This is a genomic window from Streptomyces sp. NPDC057697 (genome assembly GCF_042799335.1).
Lineage (GTDB): Bacteria > Actinomycetota > Actinomycetes > Streptomycetales > Streptomycetaceae > Streptomyces.
The window spans coordinates 75,661-100,354 of the sequence record NZ_JBHVJA010000003.1; the positions used below are offsets into that span (position 1 = coordinate 75,661).

General features: G+C 73.7%; 18 protein-coding genes, 1 tRNA gene and 1 other RNA gene. 12 read left to right on the forward strand and 8 right to left on the reverse strand.

Features of this window, described 5'->3' with window-relative positions; all coding sequences use genetic code 11:
• Window positions 1-231 precede the first annotated feature (231 nt).
• From ACFVFH_RS10170 to ffs, 4 genes are all read right to left on the reverse strand, one after another.
• A complete protein-coding gene (locus ACFVFH_RS10170) occupies window positions 232-2,295 on the reverse strand; it encodes a hypothetical protein (RefSeq protein WP_383765698.1) in 2,064 nt (687 codons plus the stop codon).
• 514 nt (window positions 2,296-2,809) lie between these two features.
• Complete coding sequence (purD, locus tag ACFVFH_RS10175) at window positions 2,810-4,060, reverse strand: phosphoribosylamine--glycine ligase (RefSeq protein ID WP_383765700.1); 1,251 nt, start codon at window positions 4,058-4,060, stop codon at window positions 2,810-2,812.
• A gap of 611 nt (window positions 4,061-4,671) precedes the next feature.
• Window positions 4,672-6,858: a DNA polymerase III subunit gamma and tau gene (locus tag ACFVFH_RS10180; protein WP_383765702.1), complete on the reverse strand. Its 2,187-nt coding sequence runs from the start codon at window positions 6,856-6,858 to the stop codon at window positions 4,672-4,674.
• A 169-nt stretch (window positions 6,859-7,027) separates the two neighbouring features.
• Window positions 7,028-7,124: signal recognition particle sRNA small type (ffs, locus tag ACFVFH_RS10185), an RNA gene on the reverse strand.
• A 174-nt stretch (window positions 7,125-7,298) separates the two neighbouring features.
• Between ffs and ACFVFH_RS10190 the strand changes: the two genes are divergently transcribed.
• The 12 genes from ACFVFH_RS10190 to ACFVFH_RS10245 all read left to right on the forward strand — a co-directional run bounded on the left by ACFVFH_RS10190 (window position 7,299) and on the right by ACFVFH_RS10245 (window position 20,643).
• Window positions 7,299-7,386 (forward strand) — tRNA-Ser (locus ACFVFH_RS10190).
• A gap of 841 nt (window positions 7,387-8,227) precedes the next feature.
• Complete coding sequence (locus ACFVFH_RS10195; RefSeq protein WP_383765703.1) at window positions 8,228-9,601, forward strand: hypothetical protein; 1,374 nt, start codon at window positions 8,228-8,230, stop codon at window positions 9,599-9,601.
• 347 nt (window positions 9,602-9,948) lie between these two features.
• The gene (locus tag ACFVFH_RS10200; protein WP_383765705.1) at window positions 9,949-10,905 is read left to right on the forward strand and encodes a hypothetical protein; all 957 of its coding nucleotides are present in this window, start codon (window positions 9,949-9,951) and stop codon (window positions 10,903-10,905) included.
• Between the two features lie 439 nt (window positions 10,906-11,344).
• Window positions 11,345-11,965: a hypothetical protein gene (locus ACFVFH_RS10205; protein ID WP_383765707.1), complete on the forward strand. Its 621-nt coding sequence runs from the start codon at window positions 11,345-11,347 to the stop codon at window positions 11,963-11,965.
• A 136-nt stretch (window positions 11,966-12,101) separates the two neighbouring features.
• Complete coding sequence (locus ACFVFH_RS10210) at window positions 12,102-12,599, forward strand: SigE family RNA polymerase sigma factor (protein WP_383765709.1); 498 nt, start codon at window positions 12,102-12,104, stop codon at window positions 12,597-12,599.
• Window positions 12,592-12,993, forward strand: coding sequence for a hypothetical protein (locus ACFVFH_RS10215; protein ID WP_383765711.1), 402 nt, complete (start codon window positions 12,592-12,594; stop codon window positions 12,991-12,993). Before ACFVFH_RS10210 ends, ACFVFH_RS10215 begins: the two co-directional genes overlap by 8 nt.
• A 72-nt stretch (window positions 12,994-13,065) precedes the next feature.
• The gene (locus ACFVFH_RS10220; protein ID WP_383765713.1) at window positions 13,066-14,373 is read left to right on the forward strand and encodes a mannosyltransferase family protein; all 1,308 of its coding nucleotides are present in this window, start codon (window positions 13,066-13,068) and stop codon (window positions 14,371-14,373) included.
• 123 nt (window positions 14,374-14,496) lie between these two features.
• Window positions 14,497-14,733: a ferredoxin gene (locus ACFVFH_RS10225; RefSeq protein ID WP_383765715.1), complete on the forward strand. Its 237-nt coding sequence runs from the start codon at window positions 14,497-14,499 to the stop codon at window positions 14,731-14,733.
• Entirely contained in the window at window positions 14,723-16,117 is a 1,395-nt protein-coding gene (locus tag ACFVFH_RS10230) for an NAD(P)/FAD-dependent oxidoreductase (RefSeq protein ID WP_383765717.1), read from the forward strand. Before ACFVFH_RS10225 ends, ACFVFH_RS10230 begins: the two co-directional genes overlap by 11 nt.
• Window positions 16,118-16,200: 83 nt before the next feature.
• Window positions 16,201-17,436: a cytochrome P450 gene (locus tag ACFVFH_RS10235; protein WP_383765719.1), complete on the forward strand. Its 1,236-nt coding sequence runs from the start codon at window positions 16,201-16,203 to the stop codon at window positions 17,434-17,436.
• Between the two features lie 24 nt (window positions 17,437-17,460).
• A complete protein-coding gene (locus tag ACFVFH_RS10240) occupies window positions 17,461-19,158 on the forward strand; it encodes a PucR family transcriptional regulator (RefSeq protein WP_383765721.1) in 1,698 nt (565 codons plus the stop codon).
• A gap of 132 nt (window positions 19,159-19,290) precedes the next feature.
• On the forward strand, window positions 19,291-20,643 hold the full coding sequence (locus ACFVFH_RS10245) for a diaminopimelate decarboxylase (RefSeq protein ID WP_383765723.1): 1,353 nt from the start codon (window positions 19,291-19,293) through the stop codon (window positions 20,641-20,643).
• 31 nt (window positions 20,644-20,674) lie between these two features.
• Here the strand turns inward: ACFVFH_RS10245 and ACFVFH_RS10250 are convergent, their stop codons facing one another.
• The 4 genes from ACFVFH_RS10250 to ACFVFH_RS10265 all read right to left on the reverse strand — a co-directional run bounded on the left by ACFVFH_RS10250 (window position 20,675) and on the right by ACFVFH_RS10265 (window position 24,691).
• A complete protein-coding gene (locus ACFVFH_RS10250) occupies window positions 20,675-21,490 on the reverse strand; it encodes a discoidin domain-containing protein (protein WP_383765725.1) in 816 nt (271 codons plus the stop codon).
• 293 nt (window positions 21,491-21,783) lie between these two features.
• A complete protein-coding gene (locus ACFVFH_RS10255; RefSeq protein ID WP_383765727.1) occupies window positions 21,784-22,317 on the reverse strand; it encodes a phage tail protein in 534 nt (177 codons plus the stop codon).
• 5 nt (window positions 22,318-22,322) lie between these two features.
• Window positions 22,323-24,281, reverse strand: a complete 1,959-nt coding sequence (locus ACFVFH_RS10260) for a putative baseplate assembly protein (protein ID WP_383765729.1) — start codon at window positions 24,279-24,281, stop codon at window positions 22,323-22,325.
• Entirely contained in the window at window positions 24,278-24,691 is a 414-nt protein-coding gene (locus ACFVFH_RS10265) for a GPW/gp25 family protein (RefSeq protein ID WP_383765731.1), read from the reverse strand. The genes ACFVFH_RS10260 and ACFVFH_RS10265 overlap by 4 nt, the downstream gene beginning before the upstream one ends.
• Between the last annotated feature and the right edge of the window lie 3 nt (window positions 24,692-24,694).

Consider the following 24,694-nt stretch of genomic DNA (forward strand, 5'->3'; position numbering starts at 1 on the left):
GGCCGATCGCCGGTGGTCATGCGTCATCGGTGCGCCAACAGCGATGCGCCGACTGTCAGCGTCGATCCACAGCACATCACATAACGCATGCGGTCCGTCACCGTTCGTCGCGAATTGCCGTGAACGGAACGCACCCTTCCGGGTGTTGGGGTGTGACGGGCGGGACTGATGGTTCGGGCGAGGCGCACGGTTTGTCTGTGGTTCTGGCGAGACGGTTCGTTTGTCTGTTGTTCAGACGAGGCGGACCGGTTTGTCAGTGCGTACACCGACCGCATCCAGCCACGAACGCAGCGGTTCCGCGTCACCGTCCTCGACCAGGCTGAGGACCGGACTGCCGAGGTCCGCCCGACGCTCGCCGTCGATCAGCAGGGCGGGGCCGTCGAGCCAGTCGAGACCGGGCACCGCGCCCGCCGTGTCCACCGCCGCGCAGCAGACCATGGCCGCGACATGGTCGGCGAGCAGCTCCGTGCCCGTGCGGGGCGGCTGGAGAGGGAAGAGCGGGAGGGGGTCGGGGCCCCAGGGGTCCAGGACGTCCCCGCCCGCGCCGAACGCGGACGGGGCGCCCGCCGCGCCGCCGGAACGGTGCTGCTGGGCCGCTGCCTCCTCGTGGGCCACCGCGGCGCTGATCCGGGCGGCGAGCTCCTCGCCGCTCCCGGCCCTGCCCGCCAAGTGCTCGACGACGCGGGCCAGCGTGGGCACACCGGTGTCGACGGGGCGGGAGGGGGAGGGGGAGGGGGAGGGGGAGGGTGCGTGGGAGGGGGCAGGGGCGGGGGAGGAGGTGGGGTCGTGGAGGCTCGGGGAGGCGTGGAGGGGGTCCGGGCCGGGGAGATCGCCCGGACTGTGGAGGGCGTCCGGACCTTGGAGGCCGTCCGTGCCGGGGAGGCCGTCCGGACTGTGGAGGGCGTCCGGACCTTGGACACCGTCCGTGCCGGGGAGGCCGTCCGGACTGTGGAGGGCGTCCGGGCTATGGAGACCGCCCGGACCATGGAGGCCGTCCGGGCCGCCTGTGCTCGTGGCGAGCGGTACGGACGCCGGGGTGGGGGCAGGGGCGAGGGCAGGGGCGGGGGCGGGTGCCTCGGGTGCGGCGCCGCTCATCGAGTCGAGGACGCGGTGCAGGCGCGCTGCCTCGCTGCGCCACTTCCGGTCGACGACCTCCTCGGGGTACTGCTGCCAGTCGACCGGCGACCAGTCCGGCCCCGGCCGGGCCGGTCCGCCGTGGAAGAGCCGGGCCGCCAGCAGCGAGGCTGCCTCGTCGGCCGCGCCCGGTTCCTCCAGGAGGTCGCAGGCGGGGCGCTCGCCGAGCCGCGAGGCGAATCCGTCGGCGAGCCGGTCGCGCCGGGACAGCTCGGTGAGGGCGGAGACCACGCCCGCGTCCAGCCGCGACGGCCAGCGGCCCATCCGCCAGGCAGGCAGGGCGACCCGGGTGAGCAGCCGGTCCCAACCCGCGTAGGCGAGGCCGACCTGCTCCTGGGCGACGATCCGCAGACCGTAATCCACACCCTGTGCGCGGAACGAGGCGGCGGCCGCGACGCTGCGCTCCATCTCGGCGGCATGGCCCCGGCACCTGCGCAGCAGCAACCTGGCGATCCCGCCGACGAAGGCCCGCGGCACTCCGCGTACCGCGGCCAGCGGCCCCGGTACGGGCGCGGCGGCGTCAGCGACCGCGCCGTCGAGCCCCCGGACGAAACGGCGGGCCGCGGCTATGTCCGGGTGGGCGGACGGGCCCGTACCCGCGACGACCGGCGCGAGCACCGCCCGTAGCTCCGCGACCCGCATCCACCACAGGAACGGCGAGCCGATGACCAGCACCGGAGCGGCCTGGACCCGGCGGCGGCCCCGGAACGCGGAACGTGCCGCCGGATCCGGGCCGTCCTGCGCCGAGGGGTGGGTGCGGTCCTCCAGCCAGCTGTCGCAGTCGGGCGTCAGGGCTATCGCCGAGGGCGCGGGAACCCCGAGCCGGTCGGCGAGGTCCCGGACCAGGCGGTAGAGATCGGGAGCGGACTCCTCCGGGAGCGGGACGGTCGGGCTGACCGCCGGCCTCGCCCGTACGATCGCGACCGCGACGACCGCGGCGATCAGGAGCACGACGACCGCGCAGGGCGTCAGGGCCCAGCGCGCCGTGTCCCAGCCGCTGCCCACCGCGAAGCCCTGGGCGCCCGCCACGAGCAGCACGACGGCGACGGCCGCGGGCAGGATCGCCACGGCTGTCGCCCGCCCGCGGATGCGCAGCAGGGCATGAGCTCGGGCGCGCGCACTCAGCGCGCCCAGCTCCTCACTTGTACCGGTACCGGACACGGCCGGACGTCACCCCCTCTGCCCCCGCGGCGGTGTTGTTCACTCCCCCACTGTGGCACCCGTCCCTGACATCGCAATGCCAGTGGGCCAAGTGCCGGAATGCTTGCGCCGCACCCTAGTTGGGGCCTCGGCGGGCGTCATCCGGATGGCCCAGTCGTCACTCGATGGAATGGCTTTGGGCAAAGGTGCTGACGCGCCGCCGCCCTTGGGGCAATGGCGCGTCGGGGCAGGTCGGTGGGGGGGCGACGGGGTTGCCGGGAAGGTGGGGAGGTGGAGAGGTGGGTTCGGACGGGTTGCGGCCGGTTCCGGTAGGTTCTGGCAGCTTTCGCGTCGTCGGTTCCAGGCGGGCTTCGGCCTGGTGGATACCTGGCGGTTTCGGCGTGACCCGGCCTGGTGGATTCCCGGTGGTTTCGGCGGGACGCGGCCCACTGGCCCCGGGCTGCTGGGCCCCGGGCTGATGAGGCCCCGGCAGGCCGGTCCCGGCTACGCCGGGCCGGTCCGGGGCCGTCCGGGCTCAGCCCTCCGCGGCCTTCCGGGCGATGTCCGTACGGAGCTGCGAGCCGTCGAGCCGGATCCGGGCCGCCGCCATGTAGGCGCGCTCCCGGGCGTCCGCGAGGTCCTTGCCGGTCGCGGTCACGGACAGCACCCGGCCACCCGCGCTGACGACTGTGTCGCCCTCCCGCTTGGTGCCCGCGTGCAGGACGTACGCGTGCGGTCCGTCCTGCTCCGCCACCTCGTCGAGCCCCTCGATCGGGTCACCCGTACGCGGCGTGCCCGGGTAGTTGTGCGAGGCGATGACCACGGTGACGGCGGCCTCGTCGCGCCACTTGAGCGGGGGCAGCTCGTCGAGCGTGCCGTTGGCGGAGCCGAGCAGGACACCGGCCAGCGGGGTCTTCAGACGGGCCAGGACCACCTGGGTCTCGGGGTCGCCGAAGCGGGCGTTGAACTCGATCACCCGGACGCCGCGCGAGGTGATCGCGAGGCCCGCGTAGAGCAGCCCGGAGAAGGGGGTGCCGCGGCGGCGGAGTTCGTCGACGGTCGGCTGGAGCACCGACTCCATGACCTCGTCGACCAGCCCGGGGGCGGCCCACGGAAGCGGGGAGTACGCGCCCATGCCGCCGGTGTTCGGGCCCTCGTCGCCGTCCAGAGCGCGCTTGAAGTCCTGTGCGGGCTGGAGCGGCAGCACGGTGGTGCCGTCCGTGATCGCGAAGAGGCTCACCTCGGGGCCGTCGAGGAACTCCTCGATGACCACGCGGTCGCAGACCAGCGCGTGGGCGCGGGCCGCCTCGACGTCGTCGGTGACGACGACGCCCTTGCCTGCGGCGAGGCCGTCGTCCTTGACGACGTACGGGGCGCCGAAGGCGTCGAGGGCGGCGTCGATCTCGGCGGGGGTGGTGCAGACGTAGCTGCGGGCGGTCGGGACGCCCGCCCCGGCCATCACGTCCTTGGCGAAGGCCTTGGAGCCCTCCAGCCGGGCCGCCTCGCCGGAGGGGCCGAAGCAGGGGATGCCCGCGGCACGCACGGCGTCGGCGACCCCGGCGACGAGCGGCGCCTCCGGGCCGACGACCACCAGCTCGGCACCCAGTTCGGTGGCGAGGCGCGCGACGGCTTCGCCGTCGAGGGCGTCGACCGGGTGCAGTTCGGCCACCTCCGCGATACCGGCGTTGCCGGGAGCGCAGTACAGAGAGGTGACATCGGGGTCGAGGGACAGAGAGCGGCACAGGGCGTGTTCGCGGGCGCCGCCGCCGATGACGAGGACCTTCACGGGGTGCAGCCTAGCCGCCGGGGCGCGGCGCCCTTGACGGGGAGCCGCTCAGTGGACATCCCGGGGCGCCCAGGGGCCGCCGCCCCCGTAAGCGTCCCGAGGTGCTCAGGGGCCGCCGCCCCCGTAAGCGTCCCGAGGTGCTCAGGGGCCGCCGCGCCCGGCGGACACCCGGGACGCCGTCCCGGGGAACGCCCAAGGGTGTATCCGACCCGCCGCCCCGCGAGCGTCCCGGGGTACCTCACGGACCCGCCGCCCCGCGAGCGTCCCGGGGTACCTCACGGACGCGCCGCCCCGCGAGCGTCCCGAAGTACACACGGCCGAACGTCCCGAGGTGCATATTGCCCGCCACCCCACGAACGCCCTGCGGTGCACACGCCCGCCGCTCAGCTGACACCCGGGACACCGGGCAGCGGAGCCACCGGGCAGCCGGGCACCGGGCGGTCGCGCAGCCGAGCCGCCCCGAAACCGGGCCGCAGAGGTACTAGGAGGTCGGGGAACCGAGAGACCAACCAGACCAACCAGACCGAGAGACCGGAGAACCGGGCAGCAGGGACGCCAAGCCGCCAGGGGCGGACGCCCGAGGACCGCTTGGGCCGCCGCACCAGCGCCCGTCATTCGTTGGTGAACTCCTCCACGACCGTGGCGCCCAGCTCACGGACGATCAGCTCGTGCCCGGAGAGCGCCGAGTCGACGAGGTCCGGGTCGTCGGCCTCGGGGACGTCGTCCTCCGGAGCGACCGAACGCGGGGGCTCGGGCGCGGCGTACGGCTGTGGTGCGGGCTCTGCGGCGGAGGCGGAACCCGGCTGCTGGCGGCCCGGCTGCGGCTGATGGCTCGGCTGCTGCTGCGGGGCCGCGGCCGGCCGAGGCTCGTAGCTCTGCTGGGGCGCGGGAGCCTGGTACTGCTGCGCGGGCGGGGCGGAGGGGCGGGCTCCGCCGGTCTGCGGGGGCGCGCCGGCGCCACCCGACGGGTCGACGACGGCCTCGATCTTCCACTGCGCGTTGAACCGCTCGGCGAGCGCCTGCTTGAGGACCTCCTCGCTGCCGCTGCTCGCGAAGTTGTCGCGCGCGCCGGCGTTGAGGAAGCCGATCTGCAGGGTGCTGCCGTCGAAGCCGGTGACCTGGGCGTTCTGGCTGAGCAGGATCCAGGTGAAGCGGCGGCGGTTCTTCACCGCCTCCAGGATGTCCGGCCACATGTTCCGTACCTGGCCGGCGCCCTGGGCCATGCCCGGACCGGGGTCGGCGGCACCGGGCGCCGGTGCCGAAGGCGCGGCCCGGTCCGGCGCGGCGGCCGGGGCCGGCTGCGGGGCGGGCGACTGCCCCGGGGCGGAAGCGGTGGGCCAGCCACCGGGACGCCGCCCCTGCTCCGGCGCGGCCGCGGTGGGCCAGGCGCCGGGGCGCTGACCGCCCGCGGGGGCCGGGGCGGCCTCGGCCGGCGGCTGCGCGACGACGGCGGGCGCGGGCACGGGCGGAGCCGACTGCGTCGGTGCGGGCGCGGGGGCCTCGCCCCGGGCGGCCGCGCGTGCCGCTGCGGGCCCCGCGCCGGGCTGCACGGCGGGAGGGGCGGGCACGGGCGCGTGGGCCAGGGCCTCAGGCCCGGGTACGTACCCCATGGCGGGCCCCGGACCCGTGGTCGCGAAGGAGGCGCCCCGCTCCAGCCGGTCGAGCCGGGCCTGTAGCGAACGCTCGTCGTCGAAGGCCGCGGGCAGCAGCACCCGGGCGCAGATCAGCTCGACCTGGAGGCGCGGCGAGGTCGCCCCGCGCATCTCCGTGAGCCCTTCGTTGACCAGGTCGGCGGCGCGGCTCAGCTCGGCGGCGCCGAAGACGGATGCCTGGGCCTGCATCCGTTCGACGACATCGGCGGGGGCGTCGATCAGCCCCTTCTCCCCCGCGTCCGGCACGGCGGCCAGGATCACCAGGTCACGCAGCCGCTCCAGGAGGTCGGCGACGAAACGGCGCGGGTCGTTGCCGCCCTCGATCACCCGGTCCACGACCTCGAAGGCCGCAGCCCCGTCGCCCGCCGCGAAGGCGTCCACGATCGAGTCGAGCAGCGAGCCGTCCGTGTATCCGAGCAGCGAGGTCGCCATGGCGTAGGTCACACCGTCGTCGCCCGCGCCGGCCAGCAACTGGTCCATCACCGACATCGAGTCACGCACGGACCCGGCACCGGCCCGCACGACGAGCGGCAGCACGCCGTCCTCGACGGGGCTGTTCTCCCGGCCGCAGACCTCGGCGAGATACTCGCGCAGCGTCCCCGGAGGAACGAGGCGGAACGGGTAGTGGTGCGTACGCGACCGGATGGTGCCGATGACCTTCTCGGGCTCGGTCGTGGCGAAGATGAACTTGAGGTGCTCCGGCGGCTCCTCGACCACCTTCAGCAGGGCGTTGAACCCCGCCGACGTGACCATGTGCGCCTCGTCGATGATGTAGATCTTGTAACGACTCGACGCGGGGCCGAAGAACGCCTTCTCCCGAAGATCACGGGCGTCGTCCACGCCACCGTGCGATGCGGCGTCGATCTCGATGACGTCGATCGAACCCGGTCCGTTGCGCGCGAGGTCCCGGCAGGACTGGCACTCCCCGCACGGCGTTGGCGTCGGCCCCTGCTCGCAGTTCAGACAGCGGGCCAGGATGCGCGCGCTGGTCGTCTTGCCACAGCCGCGCGGACCGCTGAACAGGTACGCGTGATTGACCCGGTTGTTCCGCAGCGCCTGCTGCAGCGGGTCAGTGACATGCTCCTGCCCGATGACCTCGGCGAACGACTCGGGGCGGTAGCGGCGGTACAGCGCAAGGGACGACACACCTACGAGGTTATCCGGGCGGACCGACAACCGGCCCCGGACCGACCCGACCGCCCCACCACAGGCCCCGGCGCACGGGCCCGGAGAGCACAGAAGCAGAGAACGGACACAGAGATACGTGCTCCGATGCGGGCCCGGAACGAAGCTCCTGGAAACACGGGCCAGAACACACAAGGGCCCCCCACGCACCCGCCAGAGCCAACCTACCCTTGCTGCCTTCCAGCCCTGGGGGAGTTCAGTCAGATAGCGCCACGTGAGGGGCTGACGCCCACCTTAGCCGATCCCCACCCCCACCGGTCCACCTCCCCCCTTCCCCCGTCCTCCCCGCCGCTCCCCCGTCCTCCGGCGAACGACTCCGAGGAGGGTCCGGAGGAAGCCTCGAAGGAGGTCCAGGGGAACGGGTTCGCGAGCACTCCCCAACGTCTTGTATTGTTTGCCGCGGAGGATTCGCCTAGTGGCCTAGGGCGCACGCTTGGAAAGCGTGTTGGGGGCAACCCCTCACGAGTTCGAATCTCGTATCCTCCGCCATTGCTCTCACCGGGCAATACGTCGAAGGGCCCCGCAGCTTGCTGCGGGGCCCTTCGACGTTGGTGGTCTCAGTTGTGGCTCTCCCGTCGAAGACGGACCGGGGCTGGCCGTCGCTGACGGACCGGGGCTTCTCTCCGGCTCGGCAGGCGCGGTCCGTTTCCTGTTCGGCGAAGGTGATCACGTCGTCCTCCGCTTCGGCCGGGGCCGCCGGGAGGGGAACCTGGGCCTCGGCGTCCGGGCCGTACCGCTCCGCGCCCTCGACGGATGAACGTCCAGGGCGGCTTTCCGCCCGACTCCGACGGACACTCACGCCTGCCTGCCGTGGTGCGCGAGGCATTCGAGGAGCCGTGGGTCGCGCTCGGAGACGCTGGCAGCGATCTCTTGGAACAGATCAGGACGGTCTGGGTGACCGAGGTCGGGCAGGGACGGACTGATCTCTATGCCATATCCGGTGTGCTAGACCACATTTGCCATTTCTCCGCGGTGCGGACAGCGGCTGGTGTGAAACAGGGCGTCACCTACTCCACCGGGCCGCGCAGCCATCGCCCCAGCCGCTGGCCTGCGGACTCTTCCGGGCGAGCGGCGCCGGTTCCGCGCCTGACCGGGCCGGTGGGCTTCTTCGGCCGGGTTCGCCCCGGAGGCCATCGCACTTGGCAGAAACCCGCCCTGCCGACACCCGGGGTACATCACCATCCACACATGGACCAGGGACGAACACGTGGGTAAGCGCGAACGCCGTCGCAAACGGGAACGAGTCAACAAGCGTCGGCCGCAACGGCAATCAGCTGTTCCGCAACCGATCATCCGGGAGTTTCCGGTCGGGGCACCCCGCATCCGTGTCGTGATCAAGCACGACGCTCCCGAAGACGCCCAGCAGACCAGTGTCCTCTACTGGGAGGTCGAGGACGACGGCACGTGGGCCCGGACCGTAAGCAGTATCGGCGTAAGCAGCACCATCGGTGCGGTGGCCACGGCCCACTCTCACGCCGTCCTGCTCCGCTGTCCCTGTGCGAACTGCTCCGAACCGATCACCGTCACCAACCGGTCCTGGGCCAACAAGGTGGGCGGCAAGTACCTCGACGCCGAGGCCCCTTCCTACCTCTGCGGGGACTGCACGGCAGTCCAGAAACACGAGGAGACCGAACGGCAACAACGCGCCGCGGAACAGAGGCGCGTCGAGCAGGAGCGTGAGCAGCAAGAAGGCGAGCGAATCAAGCGCCTGATTGCCGAGGCGATCAAGGATGAGGAGGGGAAGAGCGAGCCGACCGGACCCCTCGCGGTGGAGAATCCTCTTGCCCTGGCCCTCTACGTGGCGTTGATCAGCTACGCCGCGAGCAATCCTGGCAAGGCACTCCCCAGCCTCGCGGATATCGGTCCCCTGGGGTGGACCGGCGACTGCGAGCAGGACAGGGAACTCCTCCTGGACCTCTACATCGGCAGTCTGCTCGCCATCGCTCCGGAGAGTCCGACGCAGGCGTTCACTCCTTCTTCCGATGGCGACGACATCGCCTTCATCTCCACAGAGGTCGCCTGGCGGGTCGTCGGCGGCCTGGCCACCGCACAGGAACGCGCCAAGGTCATCAGATACGGCCTCCGGACCCGGCCCGGCCCCCAGGGAGCCGCGGCGCGTGATGCCTTCGCCGCTCTGATGGACCGGATGGAGATCGCGGACGTCGCGGCCTACCTCAACAACCTGCTCACCAAGAAATACGCCTATCCACAGGTACCCGAAGCTCGGCGCGAGGAGCTCACGGACGTCATCCGGAGGGGCTTCGAGCACGGATACACCCCTGGCCAGATGATCTGCTTCGCATGGCGCGCTGTCGATTCCGCTGCGGCCTGGAAGGAGCGCAATCCTCGTATGGGGCCGCCGGAGGCGGCCTCTGCCGCGGTGACGAGCCTCGGGGGAAAGATCGACAGGGCGATCGAACTCCACCAGTCCATCCCCGAGTACGAGGCCCCGCGCTGGCACAGAGCGCCTCTCGCTCTCGGCAGCCTACGGCGGCTGCATGCCGACATCCGCTGGGTGTACAACCGCGAAGTCATCGGTGCCTGTACTCGATGCGACCACCAGGGCCTCAAGGAATCCGTTCGTACGGAGAACGGGACGACGGCCCTGTGGCGCTGTACCCATCCCGCAGAGATCCCGGCCCAAGCACAGGAGCCGGAAGAGGCGAGCTCCCGGGACGATGCGCCGGACTCGGCCGGCGCCTGATCCCGAAGCCCGGCCCTGCCCTGCCCTGCGTCTCAGTACCGCGCTGATTCGCGCGCGGTGAGAGAGAGCGGTGGAAGAGAGCAGGAAGACGCTGTCCGCGGGGCGCGGCCTCACCCGGCTGAGCCCCGTTGCACGGATGCCCTCTCGTCCGGCTGATCGGCCTTTCGGTTCTCCGCCGCCGAGTCCGGGCGTCTACGCACTGCCACCCGGCGGGGGAAACAATGGTGGATGCCGCACCCTCATCGGTGTTGCAGCACGGAACGCGGCGCGCTTCAGGGAACGGGCTGCCGCCTCGTCCGCACTCCGCACCCCGCACTCCACACTCCACACTCCACCGAGGATCCCGAATGACGCAGAGCACGCCCGGCCCCGTCGGTCGCTTCCGCACAGGACGTCTGGTCGAGGGGCGCCCTCAGGCTCTGGACGTGTGGCTGGTCACGACCCACGACGCAGAGGTGGCCGCCCGCGTCGCCGGCCTTCTGGGCGGCCGCCCTCAACCGAACGAAGGGGGAGAAGAACTCGACCACGATGTCCTGACGGAGGTCGAGACGGTACGTGTACTCGTGGATGGGCCCGACGCCTTGGCGTCTCACATGATCCTTCGGGACAGCACGGGGATCATCCACCAATGCGACGGCTTGGAGTTCCTGTCACCCGAAGAGAAGAAGGGGCGGCCATGCGGCTGCCCTCCGCTGTTCGAGGACCGGAAGCTGGCCGCGAAAGAGGGCCGCGGCCCCATGCCGTCCATCAGCCTCACCTTCCGGATCGCCGCGGAACCCGCGCTCGGCGAGTTCCGCTTCCTGACCGGCTCGTGGCAGATGGCCGCACAACTCTCCGACCTGACGGAAGCGCTGGAGCGGATCGACAGCCCGGCTGTCTGCGACCTCACCCTGGAACTCGTCGTCCACACGACCAGGTCGGGCAGAGGCTTCTGCTATCGAAAGCCCGTACTCACAGTGCTCGGCAGCCCCGGCACCGTTGCGCCCCAGCCCCCGCCGACGGCTGAACCCACGCCTGCTCCGGCACCGTCTCCACGCCGCCGCAGAGCCCGGCCGGTGCCGGAGCCCGCCATCCCACCCGCTCTGGAGCCGAGCCAAACGGTCAGCGTGAACGTCGCTCTGCTCCGCCGGGCCGCCGAGGTGCTCGGCACCGACAGCCACGAGAAAACCGTCATCGCCGCGCTGACCGGGGTCGTGGCCGGACAGCACCAGACCGCGGAACTCCTCCGGCTGCGAGAGCAGGTCGGACAGATCGCCGCCCTCGCGGGACAGGCGCTCCAGGGCGGGGATTCGTCGCTCACCTGACCGGCTCTCCGGCCGTCTCGCAGCGATCACCGGCAGCCGACGCGGACGCGTCTCCGTCCTGGTCTCAGCCCTGGTCGCGTTCGCCTTCGTCCGAGTCCGTCCGGGCGGGGCTGGGCCGGCTGCTCCGCCACAGTCCAGAGCCCCTACGACCCGGTCTCGTATCCTTCCCCGCCGCTCTCGCCAGGCACTGAGCCGAAGGCCCGGCGCGCCACCGGGCCCGGCACGCCGGGCAGGCTTTCTCGGTGTCCTCGTCCCGCCGCCGTGATCTGGTCGCGCCGTCGCCGTCGCCGTCGCACGACGACCGGCCCGGACGGGCGACCGTTCTCGGACAAGATCGGCTGGTTCGCGGTGGAAGCGGGCGGGGCGGCGTAGAACTCGTGCGAGCGGGAGAGGCTCTGGAGGGCGCGTACGGGGCGGGCCGTGGTGGCGGTTCCATCGGGTGGCAGGCAGTCCGGTCGTCGCGGCGCGGGACCGGCTCACCGAGGAGCGGGCCCGGGACCTGGTCCTCCGGCACATCGACGAGAACGCCGCCCTGCCCGGCGTCCCCGACCCGTTGCGGGCGCCGCCGCCGCACTTCGGCACCACCGAGGTGGAGCCGCCCAGCCGCCCTCGGGTGATCGACGGCTCCGGTCTCACCTACTGGTTCCTGGACCCGCCCGCCGCGCTGCTTCCCGCCTCCGGCGTCGGTGCGGGGCCGGCGCTTCCGGCGGGCTTCGGAGACGTCCACCGCGAGGCGTACCGCTTCTACCGGGAGGTGGTCGCGGGCGGTCCGGTCGGCCTGGCGGCGCTCTGGCTGCTGCACCGGCCGGAGGAGGCGAAGGACGTGCTCGACTGGACGGTGACCCACCGCGGGCTCCTCGCCGACCGCGACGACTGGGAGCACTCCCTCGCGGCGGCGCTCCAGTCGCTGACGCCGGAGGACCGGAGCTTCGTCGGCGCCAACATGGCGCGGGTCCTCAGCGACGTGGGCGTACCGCAGGGCGACGAGGTGCTGCGCCGGATCGGCGGCACCGGCGGTGCGGGGGGTGGTACCGGGCCGTACGGGGATCAGAAGGTCTGATACCCCTTCCTCGTGTACGCCCGGGGCCGGGAGTGGCTGTGATCACCGTCACCCGGATTCTTCGGGGCCGGTGTCGTCCGGATGCGGGGCGCCGGGCGTATGCCGGGTGAGACCGAGGAGATCCAGGAGTTGTTTGTTGACCGTCGAGGAGTTCGAAGAGTTCTACGCGCAGACGGCTGCCCGGCTGACCGGGCAGCTGTTTGTGATGCTCGGCGACCAGCACGAGGCGCAGGACGTGGTGCAGGAAGCTTTCATCAAGGGCTGGAGCCGACGGCGTCAGCTCGACCGTGACGGGCAGCCCGAGGCGTGGATCCGCACGGTCGCCTGGCGGCTCGCGGTGAGCCGGTGGCGGGGGCGGCGGCGCTCGGCGGACGCCTGGCAGCGCAGTGGCGCCCCGCCCCACGCGGAGCCGCCGGGGCCGGAGTCGGTGGCCCTGGTGGAGGCGCTGCGGGAACTGCCGTCCAAGCAGCGGCGCACGCTGGCCCTGCACTACGTCTGCGATCTGACCGTCGAGCAGATCGCCGCGGAGACCGGTCTCTCGGCCAGCACCGTCAAGACACATCTCGTCCGGGGCCGGGCCACGCTCTCCCACCGTCTGCAGGATCCGCGCACCGAGGAGGGGCCCTGTGTCTGAATCCCACGACCCGCTGACGTCCCTGTTCAAGGAAGCCGCAGCCGCCGGGCAGTCCCGCGCGCGGTCGGCTCCGGCGTCGTTCATCACCGAGCGCGGGGAACGGACGCGCAGGCGCCGGATCCTCGCGCTGGCCGTGGGGGCCTGCCTGGTCTTCTCGGGTGCGGGCGCGGCCGTGGCGTCGCTGGTGCCGGACACCACGGGCACGACCGTCCCCGCCGACTCGCCCTCGCCCGATCCCTCGCCCCGGATCTCCCCCTCGCCCGACGGGCCGAGCAACTCGCCCTCCGCGCCGCGGACCAGCCTGCCGCCGACGAGCCCCCCGGGCAACGAACCGACGACGTCGTCGACCTCACCGGGCACGCCCACCCGGAACGCCACCTACCCGCCGTCCTGACGCCCCGCCAACCGGCCCCGCGCCCGGCCGGGTCATTTCGGTGCGCGTCGAACCGACCCAGGAGATCGCCCTGTGAGCCCTTCCACCCGCCAACGGCCCCGCGAGCACCGGCCCGTACGGGCCGACACCGTGCCCGCCACCCCCCACGACGCCCCGGCGCCGGGCGCGGAGACGGGTGCGCGTACGGGCGCGGAGGCGGGCGAGGCGGCCGCCGGACGGCTCCGGGCCCGGCTGCGCCCCCTGCTCCGGCCGCGGATACGGCCCGCCGACCGTGAGGTGCTCTGGCTCTATCTGCTGACCCGGGTGGGCCTCTGGACCATCGCCTACTGCACCCGCTGGATATTCCCCGACGACAAGGGGACCCACCACGCCGCCCGGACGCTCTCCCCGTGGGAGCGGTGGGACTGGTGGCACTACCTGCACATAGCCCAGCAGGGCTACTTCCCGGACGGGACCGGTCCCTGGACGTCCGGCTGGGACAACCGGGAGGCCTTCTTCCCCGGCTTCCCGTTCCTGCTGCGGGCCGTGCACACCGTCGTGCCGAGCTGGGCGGCGTCCGGGGCGCTGATCTCCCTGGTCGCCGGTGGCGTCGCCGTGCTGGCCCTGGCCCGTATCGCCCGGCTGCATCTGCCGCACGCCCACGCCGGGCAGCGCGCGGTCCTGTTCTTCCTGCTCTCGCCCTGCGCGGTCTTCCTCGCCGCCGGGTACACCGAGGCGCTCTTCCTCGCCCTGGCGCTGCCCGCCTGGCTGGCCGCCCGGCGCCTCGACTGGCGGCTCGCGGGCGTACTGACGTGTCTGGCCACCACCGTCCGGGTCAGCGGTCTCTTCCTCGCCGCGGCCGTGGCGGTCCACTTCCTGGTCAACGCGCGCACCGCCGCCCACTGGCGCCGGCTGCCCTGGCTCGCGCTGCCCGCCCTGCCGCCGTTCCTCCACAGCTGGTACCTGCACGCGCACACCGGCGACTGGATGGCCTGGAAGCATGCCGAGGAACGCGGCTGGTACCGCGACTTCCACGCCCCCTGGGAGGCCTGGGCGAACACCTGGCACGCCGCGTTCGGCCACACGCAGTCCACCGGATACGCCCTGATGTGGCAGGCCGAAATCCTCGCCATGCTGGTCGGTGTCGTCCTGTGCGGTCTGCTGGTCCGGCGGCGGCGCTGGGCGGAGGCCGCGTACATCGCCCTCAGCCTGTGGGCGCTGGGCACCTCGTACTGGTACACCTCCATTCCCCGCGCGACCCTGCTGTGGTGGCCGCTGTGGACCGGGCTCGCCGCCTGGAGTCTGCGCAGTCCCCGCGTCAAGACCGCGTATCTCGCCGTCGTGGCACCGCTGATGACCGTCTTCGCCGTCACCTTCCTCTCCGGGCGCTGGGCCGGCTGAGGCCCCCGGACCCCCTTGCCCGTACCGGTGCGCCGATAACTCCATCGGTCCGCCTGTGCTCGCGGTTCCGTATCGGCCCTCGCAGGCTGGGACGGGGGTTACTACTGGAAGGGCGGCCCCTCGATGAGGCTTGTCGTGGATCTCAACCGGTGTCAGGGGTACGCGCAGTGCGCGTTCCTGGCCCCGGACGTCTTCGCCATGCACGGCGACGAATCGCTGCTGTACAACCCGCACGCCGACGAGACGCGGCGCGAGCAGGTGCGGCGTGCCGCCACCGCGTGTCCGGTGCAGGCCATCCGGGTGGAGTACCAGGACGACGCGGCGGCCCCGGCGGGCGGGGGGCGGTCCGGTGTCCGGTGACGGTGCGCTGGAGCGGCTGAGGCGCGAGGGGCGGATCGTGATCGTCGGCGCCTCGCTGGCCGGTCTCCGGGCCGCGGAGACCCTGCGCGAGGAGGGCTTCACCGGTTCGCTCACGCTGATCGGCGACGAGCCCCACGAGCCGTACGACCGTCCGCCGCTCTCCAAGCAGGTGCTGCTGGGCCACGCGGCCGCCGACCGCACCGAGCTGCCCCGGCGGCACGGGCTCGACGCGACGTGGCGGCTCGGAGTCGCCGCCGCCGGGCTGGACATGGCGGCCCGCCGGGTCCGGCTGGCCGACGGGGACGAGGTGGAGTACGACCGGCTGCTGATCGCGACCGGGGTCCGGGCCCGGCCGTGGCCGCATCAGGCGGAGGCCGAGCTGGACGGGGTCTTCGTGCTGCGCACCCGCGACGACGCGGCCCGGTTGCAGCGGCGGCTGGCCGCGTCGCCCCGCCGGGTGCTCGTCATCGGCGCCGGTTTCACCGGTTCGGAGATCGCCTCGGCCTGCCGCGAGCGCGGGCTGTCGGTGACCGTCGCCGAACGGGGGGCCGCCCCGCTGGTGGGTGCGCTCGGCGGGGTGGTCGGCCGGGTGGCCGCGGAGCTCCAGCGCGAGCACGGGGTCGACCTGCGCTGCGGAATCATGGTCACCGGACTTGAGGGCGACCCGGCGGGGCGGCTGCGGCGCGCCCATCTCTCCGACGGCACCGCCCTCGACGTGGACGTCGCCGTCGTCTCGCTCGGCGCGACCCGGAACACCGAGTGGCTGGCCGGGTCCGGGCTGGGCGCCGGTCCGCGCGGCATCGCCTGCGACGCGGGCTGCCGGGCCTTCGACGTCCGGGGCATCGTGACCGACGACGTCTATGTCGCCGGTGATGTCGCGCGGTCCCCGCACGCGCTCTTCGGGTACCAGTTCCTCTCCCTGGAGCACTGGGGCAACGCCGTCGCGCAGGCCGCGACCGCCGCCCACAACATGATCAGCGACAGCTCCGAGCGCCGCCCGCATCTGTGGGTGCCGGCGTTCTGGTCCGCCCAGTTCGGGGTCAACATCAAGTCGGTCGGCGTCCCGTCCCTGGGCGAGGAGGTCATCGTCGCCCAGGGCTCGCTCGCCGAGCACCGCTTCACGGGTGTGTACGGATACCAGGGCCGGGTCATCGCCGCGGTCTCCTTCGACCAGACGAAGTGGCTGGAGTTCTACCAGCGGCAGATCGAATCGGCCGCGCCGTTCCCCCCGGACTACTCCTCGGTGGACCGCCGCCCCGAAGGGCTGCGGCCGGTCCCGGCCGACTTCCCGGACCCGTCGCTGCCCACCCACGGGCCGTCCGTCACCGTCAGCGGCTACGCGCCGACCGACCAGCGGATCACCTTCACCCCCGCCCGGGTCTGATCCCCGGCCCCCGAACCCATGGACGCCACGGGGACCCGCGTCCGCCACGGACGCCACCGAGGACGTCAGCAAGGACCGCCACCATGACGCGAGACACGCTCCTGCGGCAGATCATCGACTACGACAACCGCGCCGACCCGTACCCGCTGTACACCGAGCTCCGCAGGACGCCGGTGCGCCAGGAGGGCGACGAACTGTTCGTCGTCAGCACGTACTGGGAGATCAAGAGCCTGCTGCACGATCCGCGGATCAGCTCGGACGCCCGCAACCTCTCCCCCACTGCCGCGGGCACCCTCCTCCAGGAAGAAGAGGCGTCTCCCCTGCCGCCCGCCTTCCTGCGGCTGGACCCGCCCGAGCACGACCGCCTGCGCCGTATGACGATGCGCCCGTTCGGGCCGCCGCAGACGCCCCGGCGGGTGCACAACATGCACGGTGAACTGGGCCGCATCGTCGACGGTCTCGTCGACGGCTTCGGGGACCGGAAGCAGGTCGACATCGTCGACGACTTCGCGTACCCCTTCCCCGTCACCGTGATCTGCCGGCTGCTGGGCATCCCGCGCGAGGACGAGGCCCGTTTCCACTCCTGGGCCGACACCATCGCCGCCGGTCTGGACCCGGACCCGGACCAGGACCCCGGCGAGCGCCGCCGGGCCACCCACCAGGCCCGCACCGAGCTGGGGGCGTACCTCTCCGGGCTCATCGACGCACGCGGCTCGGCCCCCGGCGACGACATGCTCTCCGAGCTGGTCACCGGGCAGGGGCCGGACGGGCGGATGACGCGGATGGAGGTGCTCAGCACCGCAGCCCTGCTCCTGATCGCCGGTCACGAGACCACCGTCAACCTCATCACCAACGGGACCCTGACCCTGCTGCGCCACCCCGAGGTCCTCGAACGGCTGCGCGAGGAGCCGGCGTTGGCGGTCCCGCTCGTGGAGGAGCTGCTGCGCTTCGAACCGCCGGTACAGCTGCTCCCGCAGCGCACCACCCTCGCCGACATCGACATCGCCGGCACCACCATCCCCAAGGGCGCCTCCGTCTGGCTGGTCCTGGCCTCCGGCAACCGGGACCCGAAGCGGTTCCCCGACCCCGACCGCTTCGACCCCGACCGGAAGGACAACCAGCACCTCGGCTTCGGCAGCGGCATCCACAACTGCTTCGGCGCGCCCCTGGCCCGGCTGGAGGCCCAGCTCGCCCTGACCGCGCTCGCCCGCAGGCTCGACGGCCCGCGGCTGGTGACGGACCCGCCCCCGTACCGGCAGAACGCCGTGCTGCGCGGGCCCCGGCATCTGGAAGTCGCGTTCGACGGGCTCCGCCCGTAGCCGTGCTCCGGCGATGATGGGCGGATGCCGACGCACGGACCGGACCGGCGCGACGCCGGGCCCTCGCTGGAGCAGCTCCTCGGGCTGATCGCCCCCGGGATGCTCGATGTGGTCGTGGCACCGCGCGGTACGGGGGTGCCGGTGGCCGATGTGGCACTGCACGACCCGGGCGAGGAACGGGACGACGGCAGCGGGGCGGCGTCCGGGCTGATCCTGCTCGCGGTCGGCGTCGAGGTCGCCTCGCCCGAGGCGCTCGACGTGCTGCGCGGCGCCGACCGGGCCGGGGCCGCGGCCGTGGTGATGCGGCGGGGCGAACGCGGCCCGCGGGCCGCCCTGGTGGAGGCGGCGGGCCTGGGGCGTACGGCGTTGCTGACCCGGCGGCCGGGGCGGGGCTGGACGGAGGTGCTCGGCGGGCTGCGGACCGCTCTGGCGCACAGCGCCCCGGCCGGGGCGGGCGGCCCGGCGGCGGGGCTGCGGCTCGGCGATCTCGCCGGGCTGGCCAACACGGTGGCGGACCTGGTCGGCGGGGCCATCACCATCGAGGACCCGCAGTCGCGGGTGCTGGCCTATTCGCGGCTGGACCACGAACCCGATCCGATGCGCCGGCTGACGATCCTGGGGCAGGAGGTCCCCCGCTGGCGGGTCGTCGAACTCCGCGAGAGCGGCTTCTTCCGGACCCTGTGGAACACCGACGGCGTGGTGCGGCTGCCCGCCGACGCCCGGTACGCCGAACGGCTGGCCATCGCGGTGCGCCACGGGTCCGAGGTGCTCGGCTCCCTCTGGGCCGCCGCCGACGGGCGGCCGCTCGCCGAGGACGCCGAGGACGCGCTGCGCACGGCCGCGCGGGCCGCCGTGCCCCATCTGTCGCACCACCGGACCTGGGGCCGGGCGGCGGCACGGGCACGGGAAGCGGCGGTGCACGCCCTCCTGAGGGGCGATGTCCGGGCCGCGCCCGAGGCCGGGGTCACGGCGGACCGCCCGTACGCGGTGGTGGTCGCGGAGGCGTACGACGGGGGCCGGGACGGGCAGGGCGGGGCCCCGGGGCCGGGCGCGGACGCGGTGCACGACGCCGCCGGGCAGCGGGTGCTGGATGTGCTCGCGCTCCGGGCCGCCGCGTACCGGCCGGGGTGTGTGACCGCGCGGTCGGGGCGGCTGCTGTACGTGCTGGTCCCGGCCGGTGACGGGGAGACCGACCCGGCCCGTCCGCTGCTCGCGACCGCGCGTTCGGCGCCCCGCAGCGTGGTCCTCGCGGGCTCCGGGCCGGTGGCGGCCGGGCTTCCGGGGCTGCCCGCCTCGCGGGAGACGGCGGAACTGGTGGTGCGGGTGCTGCGGGAGCGGGCCGCGCGGCGGCCGCCCGGCGAGGCGGTGTCGGCGGTGGCGGACCACGGCGAGGTGGTCCCCGAGACGACGGTGCTCCGGCTGCTCGACCGGGTGGAGCCGCTGTGGGGGGCGCTGTCGGGGCAGGTGCACGCGATGGTGGAGCACGACCGGGCGCACGGTTCGGCGTACGGCGCGTCGGTCGCCGCGTATCTCGACGCGTCCTGCGACATGGGCACGGCCGCCCGGCATCTCCATGTGCACCCCAACACCCTGCGGTACCGGCTGCGCCGGGCCAGGGAGCTGTTCGGCGTCGATCCGGCCGACCCTTCGGTACGGCTGCTGGCGGACATCGGGCTGCGGCTCGCGGCACGCCGTACGCCGCCCGGCCCGCCGCCCGGCTGATCGTTCGGCTGTCCGGTCCGGCAAAGGAACCGGGCCGGCGTCGTCGTGTCGGTCGAAGACGGGCCGGGCCCCGCGCGCCGAAGCTGTCCGTGCATGACATGACGACCCGGCAAACGGAGGGGTGTGGTGAGGGTGGGTACGACTTCGGACCCGGCGGCCCGGCAGCGCGGTGACCGCCGCACGGAGGCGTTGGCGCAGGCCGTCGAGGGCGGGCTGCTCGGTCCGCACGCGCCCGTGGTCGGTCTCCTGGACGTGGACGGGGTGCTGGCCGCGGTGGACGCGCTGCACGCGGCCTTCGAGGGGCCCGCCCCGGTGCAGCACACGTTCGCGGCCAAGGCGTGCGGCCTGGTGCCGGTGCTGCGGCTGCTCGCGGAGGCCGGGATGGGGTGCGAGGTGGCCTCGCCCGGTGAGCTGGAGCAGGCGCTGGCGGCCGGGTTCGGCTACGACCGGCTGGTCTTCGACAGCCCCGCGAAGACGGTCGAGGAGCTGGAGTTCGCGCTCGGCCACGGCATCGCGATCAACCTGGACAACTTCCAGGAGCTGGCCAGGGTGGACCGCCTGCTGGCCGGCCGGGAGCCCGCCGGGCCCGTCGGACTCCGGGTGAACCCGCAGGTGGGGGCCGGGGCCATCGGGGCGATGAGCACCGCGACCGCGACCTCCAAGTTCGGCGTCGCGCTGCGCGACCCGGGGGCCGTGGACGCGGTGGTCGAGGCCTTCGAGCGCCGCCCCTGGCTCGATCGGCTGCACGCGCACGTCGGTTCCCAGGGCTGCCCGCTGCCGCTCATCGCCGAGGGCATCCGCGTCGCGTACGAGCTGGCCGAGCGGATCAACGCGCGCCTCGGCCACGCCCGGATCACCGGGATCGACATCGGCGGCGGCCTGCCCGTCAACTTCGCCGACGAGGACGACCGGCCCACGTACGCCGACCATGTCGCCGCACTCCGCGCCGCCGCGCCGGGGCTCTTCGACGGCCGCTACACCCTCGTCACCGAGTTCGGCCGCTCGCTGCTCGCGAAGAGCGGGACGATCGGCACGGTCGTCGAGTACACCAAGTCCGCGGGCGGGCGGCGGATCGCGGTCACCCACGCGGGGGCCCAGGTCGCCACCCGTACCGTGTTCATGCCCGGCTCCTGGCCGTTGCGCGTCGGGGTCCTCGACGCGCGGGGCCGCCCCAAGCACGGACCGGTGGAGGTCGTCGACATCGCGGGGCCCTGCTGCTTCGCGGGGGACCTCACGGCGACCGCGGCCGAGCTGCCCGCCGTCGAGCCCGGTGACGTGGTGGCGCTGTACGACACCGGGGCGTACTACTTCTCCTCGCACTTCTCGTACAACTCGCTGCCCCGGCCCGCCGTGTACGGCTACCGCACCGGCGCCGACGGGCGGGTGCGGTTCGCGCTGGTGCGCGAGGCGCAGAGCGTGCGCGAGGTCGTCGAGGAGAGCGGCCTCGCGCAGGCGGGCAACCTGGTGGCGCTGCGCACGCCATGAGTCCGGCGCGGTGCGTACGGGGCGGGCCGGGTCAGGACCGGCGGCCGAAGAACTCGATCTCGGCGACGGCGAGCCGGCGGCCGGGGCCCGCTCCGTACGTGGTGTCGGTCGTGAGCCGGGCCCTGACGACCTCGGACCCGCGCAGGTCGAAGGTCTGCTGGCCCGGCTGGTCCTTGACGCGCAACTGCTTGGTGGCGCTGGTTCCGTCGGCGGAGGTGAGCCGGACGGTGATCCGCGCCGGGCGGGCCTGGGTGAGGAACTCGTCCATCTTGGTCGAGGTGCCCGGGAAGACGACCAGCTTCAGCACCCGTACCGGCTGCTCGAAGTCGCACTCCAGGTACTGGCCCACCCCGGTGTCGGGCCCGGCCGCCGAGGGCGCCCAGTAGCGGTTGTTGAAGCCGTCGAAGGCGGCGCCCGCCGGATGCCCCGGCGCCCTGCTGGAGGCCCGGAACCGGGTGGGCGGCACCGCCTCCGGCGTCCCGGTCTCGTCCTTGGCGAGGCCGAACCAGCCGGACAGGTGCGGCAGGGCGAACCAGACCCCGCACGCCAGCACGATCAGCAGGACCGGCAGCGTCAGACCGGGGCGGCGCCACAGCCGGCGCCTGGGCCGGGTGCCCGCGGCGGGCGCCTGCCGCGGGCGCCGCCGCAGGAGCCGCCGCCACCAGGGCGGCCGGACCGCGGGCGGCGGACCCGGGTCCAGGAGCAGCGCGCAGCGCACGCACAGGGTGCGGTCCGGGTCGTTCTCCGTACGGCAGTTGGGGCAGCGGACGGGCGGGGCGGGGGCCGGGCCCGGGGGCGTGTGCGGGGGGCCGGGCGGTGCGTCGGGCAGCGCCTCGGGCCCCGGCACCGGCGTGGCCGTCTCGTCGCCGGGGCGCCGGGGGGCGGCGGTCGCGGCGACGGGGGGCTGCGGCGGCGGTTGCGGAGCCGGCTGTGGCTGCGGTTGCGGTTGCGGAGCCGGTTGCGGCTGTGGCTGCGGTTGCGGCCCAGGAGCCGGTCGCGGCTGCGGCCGAGGGGTGGGCGCGGGGGTGGGCGGAGGGGGCGTCGGCGTACCGCTCCCCGGCGACTCCCACTCCAGGAACGCCCGGCACGACGTGCAGAACTGCGTCCCCGGCGCATTGCTCTGGCCGCACGTCCCGCAGATCACGAGACCTCCAGATCGAAGCCCACGTGCGCCGGGATCTCGGTCCGGATCAGCTCCTCCAGCCGCACCCGGTCGACCTGGTACGGCTGCGCCGCCCGGACCCGGACCGTGACCCACGGCCGGGGGCCGCCCGGGAACTGGGTGTGCGGAGTCGTCGACCAGGCCGTGCCGCCGCTCTCCACGATCTCCGGCTCGATCCCGGTCTCCAGGAACACCGCCTCCGCCAGCCCGCGCCGGGTGCCCCGCCGGCTGTGCCGCTCGACCGCGCCGCGCACCGTCGCGCGCCGCTGCTCGACCGGCTGGTCCGTGCGGGCGTCGACGGCCACCCACTGGGCCAGCCAGGCCAGGAAGTCCTCCGGCGCGCTGCGCGGGTCGAGATGGGCGGGCAGGTTGTCGATGGAGAGCAGCACCGGGGCGAGTACGTCGTCGAGCGCCGCGAGGAACCGGCGCAGGAAGTCCTGCTCCAGGTAGACCGCCGGGAGCTGTTCGATCAGCGGGTGCGGTGTCGGCAGCCCGGTCACGGCTGTGCGCATGGTGGTCAGGCCTCCCGTACCCGGAGCTGGTGCTCGTAGCTGAAGACCAGCGCGTGCCGGTCCAGTGCGATCTTGGTGGTGGGCTCGCCGCGCTGTCCGTTCACCGGGTCCGCCGGGAAGAGGCGTACGTCCTCCACCAGGTCCACGCCCGGCACCTGCTGGAGCACGGCGAACGCCTCGCCCGACTGGATCGGCCGGCCGAACGGCCAGCCGTCGCGGCCCGGCCCGCCGCTCAGCGGGTTGAAGTAGCTGTAGAGGGCGGTCAGCGCCTCCTCGCGCACCCGCTCCAGCACGACGCCCCGGCGGGCCTGGACCGTGGCGACCACGGTGACCCCCTGGTAGAAGGGCCGCTCGACCACCAGCCGGGCACCGATGGGCCGGCGCTCGTCGAGATGGCCCGCGATCAGCGCGAGGGTGTGCTGCGGCGGGACCAGCTCGTCGAACCGGATGCGGCCCTGCTCGTCGCTGCGCCCCGCCGGTACGACCAGCAGCCGCACCCCGCCCGCCTCGACGTCCGCGTCCCCGCCGGCCGGGATGCACTGCACCCGGGCCGCGTCGGGCGCGACCTCCCGGGCGAGCAGTTCGTAGTCGTGCGGCACCACGGCCCGGTGCAGGGTGCGCAGCGTCATCGGGCCGCGCACCCGCGCGCTCTCCACCGTCTCGCCGTCGACCCCGCCGAGCGCGGGGCGGCGGTTCTCCACCCGGGCCACGTAGGGGATGGCGCTGCGCAGCACCCGGAGGGTGGAGCGGGCGACATTGCCGCGCAGCCCGCCGCCGGTGCGGTACGAGCGCACGCGGACGGCGGCGCCCTTGGGCGGCACCTTCCCGTAGTAGCGGATCGAGCCGTCCCGCTCCCGGACCGCCGGACCGAATTCGACCCGGCCCGAGTTGGGGTCGAGGGTGATGTGCCGGTCCTCGGGGCCGGAGTGCGCGAAGTCGTCGACCCGGGTCCACTCCGTGGCGTCCGGGCCGCCCGCCGGATCCGCGACCTCGACGACGAAGGCACCGGGGACGACCGGCGGCCTGCTCAGCCAGAAGGTCTGGCCGGGTACGCCCTCGGCCGGGCCGAGCACCTCGTCGGTCACGGTCTCGGCGTGCACCGCCCCGACGGTCGCGCCGATCGTGAACGCGGTGATCCGGCGGACCACCGGGGGCGCCATGTAGGTGGGCTGCCCCGGGGCGGCCTCCACCAGGCGGCAGCGCAGCCAGCCGCCGGTCCGGCGGACGACGACGGCGGGGGTGTGGCCCTGGGGCAGATGCAGGATCAGTTCGCCGGACCGGTTGAAGCCGCCGGTGTCGTCCTTCTCGATCTCGCAGGCCGTCCAGGCGCTGCCGTCCCACGCCTCCCAGACCAGCGGCGGCCGCAGCGGGTCCACGCCGACGCCCTCGACCGAGCAGTCCAGCCGCAGCGCGACGACGCCCGAGGGGACGGCCGCGGACAGGCCCAGATAGAGCGCGTCGCCGGGTGCGGGCGTGGCGCCGAAGCAGGGGACGGACCGGCCGAGCGCGAGCTCCTCGGTACGGTCGACGGCGTCCCCGGAGGTCGGCCAGGTGGCGAGGTGGGCGAACGCGCAGGGCACGACGGACAGTTCGCCGGAGGTCGTGAAGACCACCGCCTCCTCGGTCTCCGTACGGACGGTCGCGACCTCCGTGCCTACCCGCACCCGCACCGGTTCGGGCTGCGGCGCGGAGAGCCGGAACGTCACGTCGGCGTGGGCGGCCGTGGGCGGGTGGAGCCGGACCCCGATCAGGTCGAGGAAGGTCAGATAGCTCTTCTCCGGGACCCGGTTCACCCGGTAGACCAGCTGGTCGACCATGGTCGCGAAGGCCTCGATGAGGGTCACGCCCGGGTCCGAGACGTTGTGGTCGGTCCACTCGGGGCAGCGCTGCTGGACGAGCCGTTTCGCCTCGTCGACCAGGCCCTGGAACCGGCGGTCGTCCAGATGCGGGCTGGGCAGCGTCACGCGCCGTCCACCTCCTCGTGCTGCGGGATCACATAGAACGGAAAGACCAGGTTCCGGGGGTCGTTGGCGCCCCGGACGGTGTAGCCGATGTCGATGTACAGGACCCCGTCGTCCACCTCGTCGAACCGGACGACGACCTCGGTGACCTCGATCCGGGGCTCCCACCGGTCCAGCGCGAGGCGCACCTCGTACGCGAGCTGCCCGGCCGTGCCCGCGTCCGCCGGGGCGAACACGTAGTCGTTGATGGCGCAGCCGAACTCCGGCCGCATCGGGCGTTCGCCCGGTGACGTCGCCAGGACCAGCCGGATCGACTCCTCCAGCTCGTGCTCCCCGCGCACCAGGGCGATGGACCCGGTGGCGTCGGTGCGCGGCGGGAAGGCCCAGCCCGCGCCGATGAACTCCTGCCCCATGGC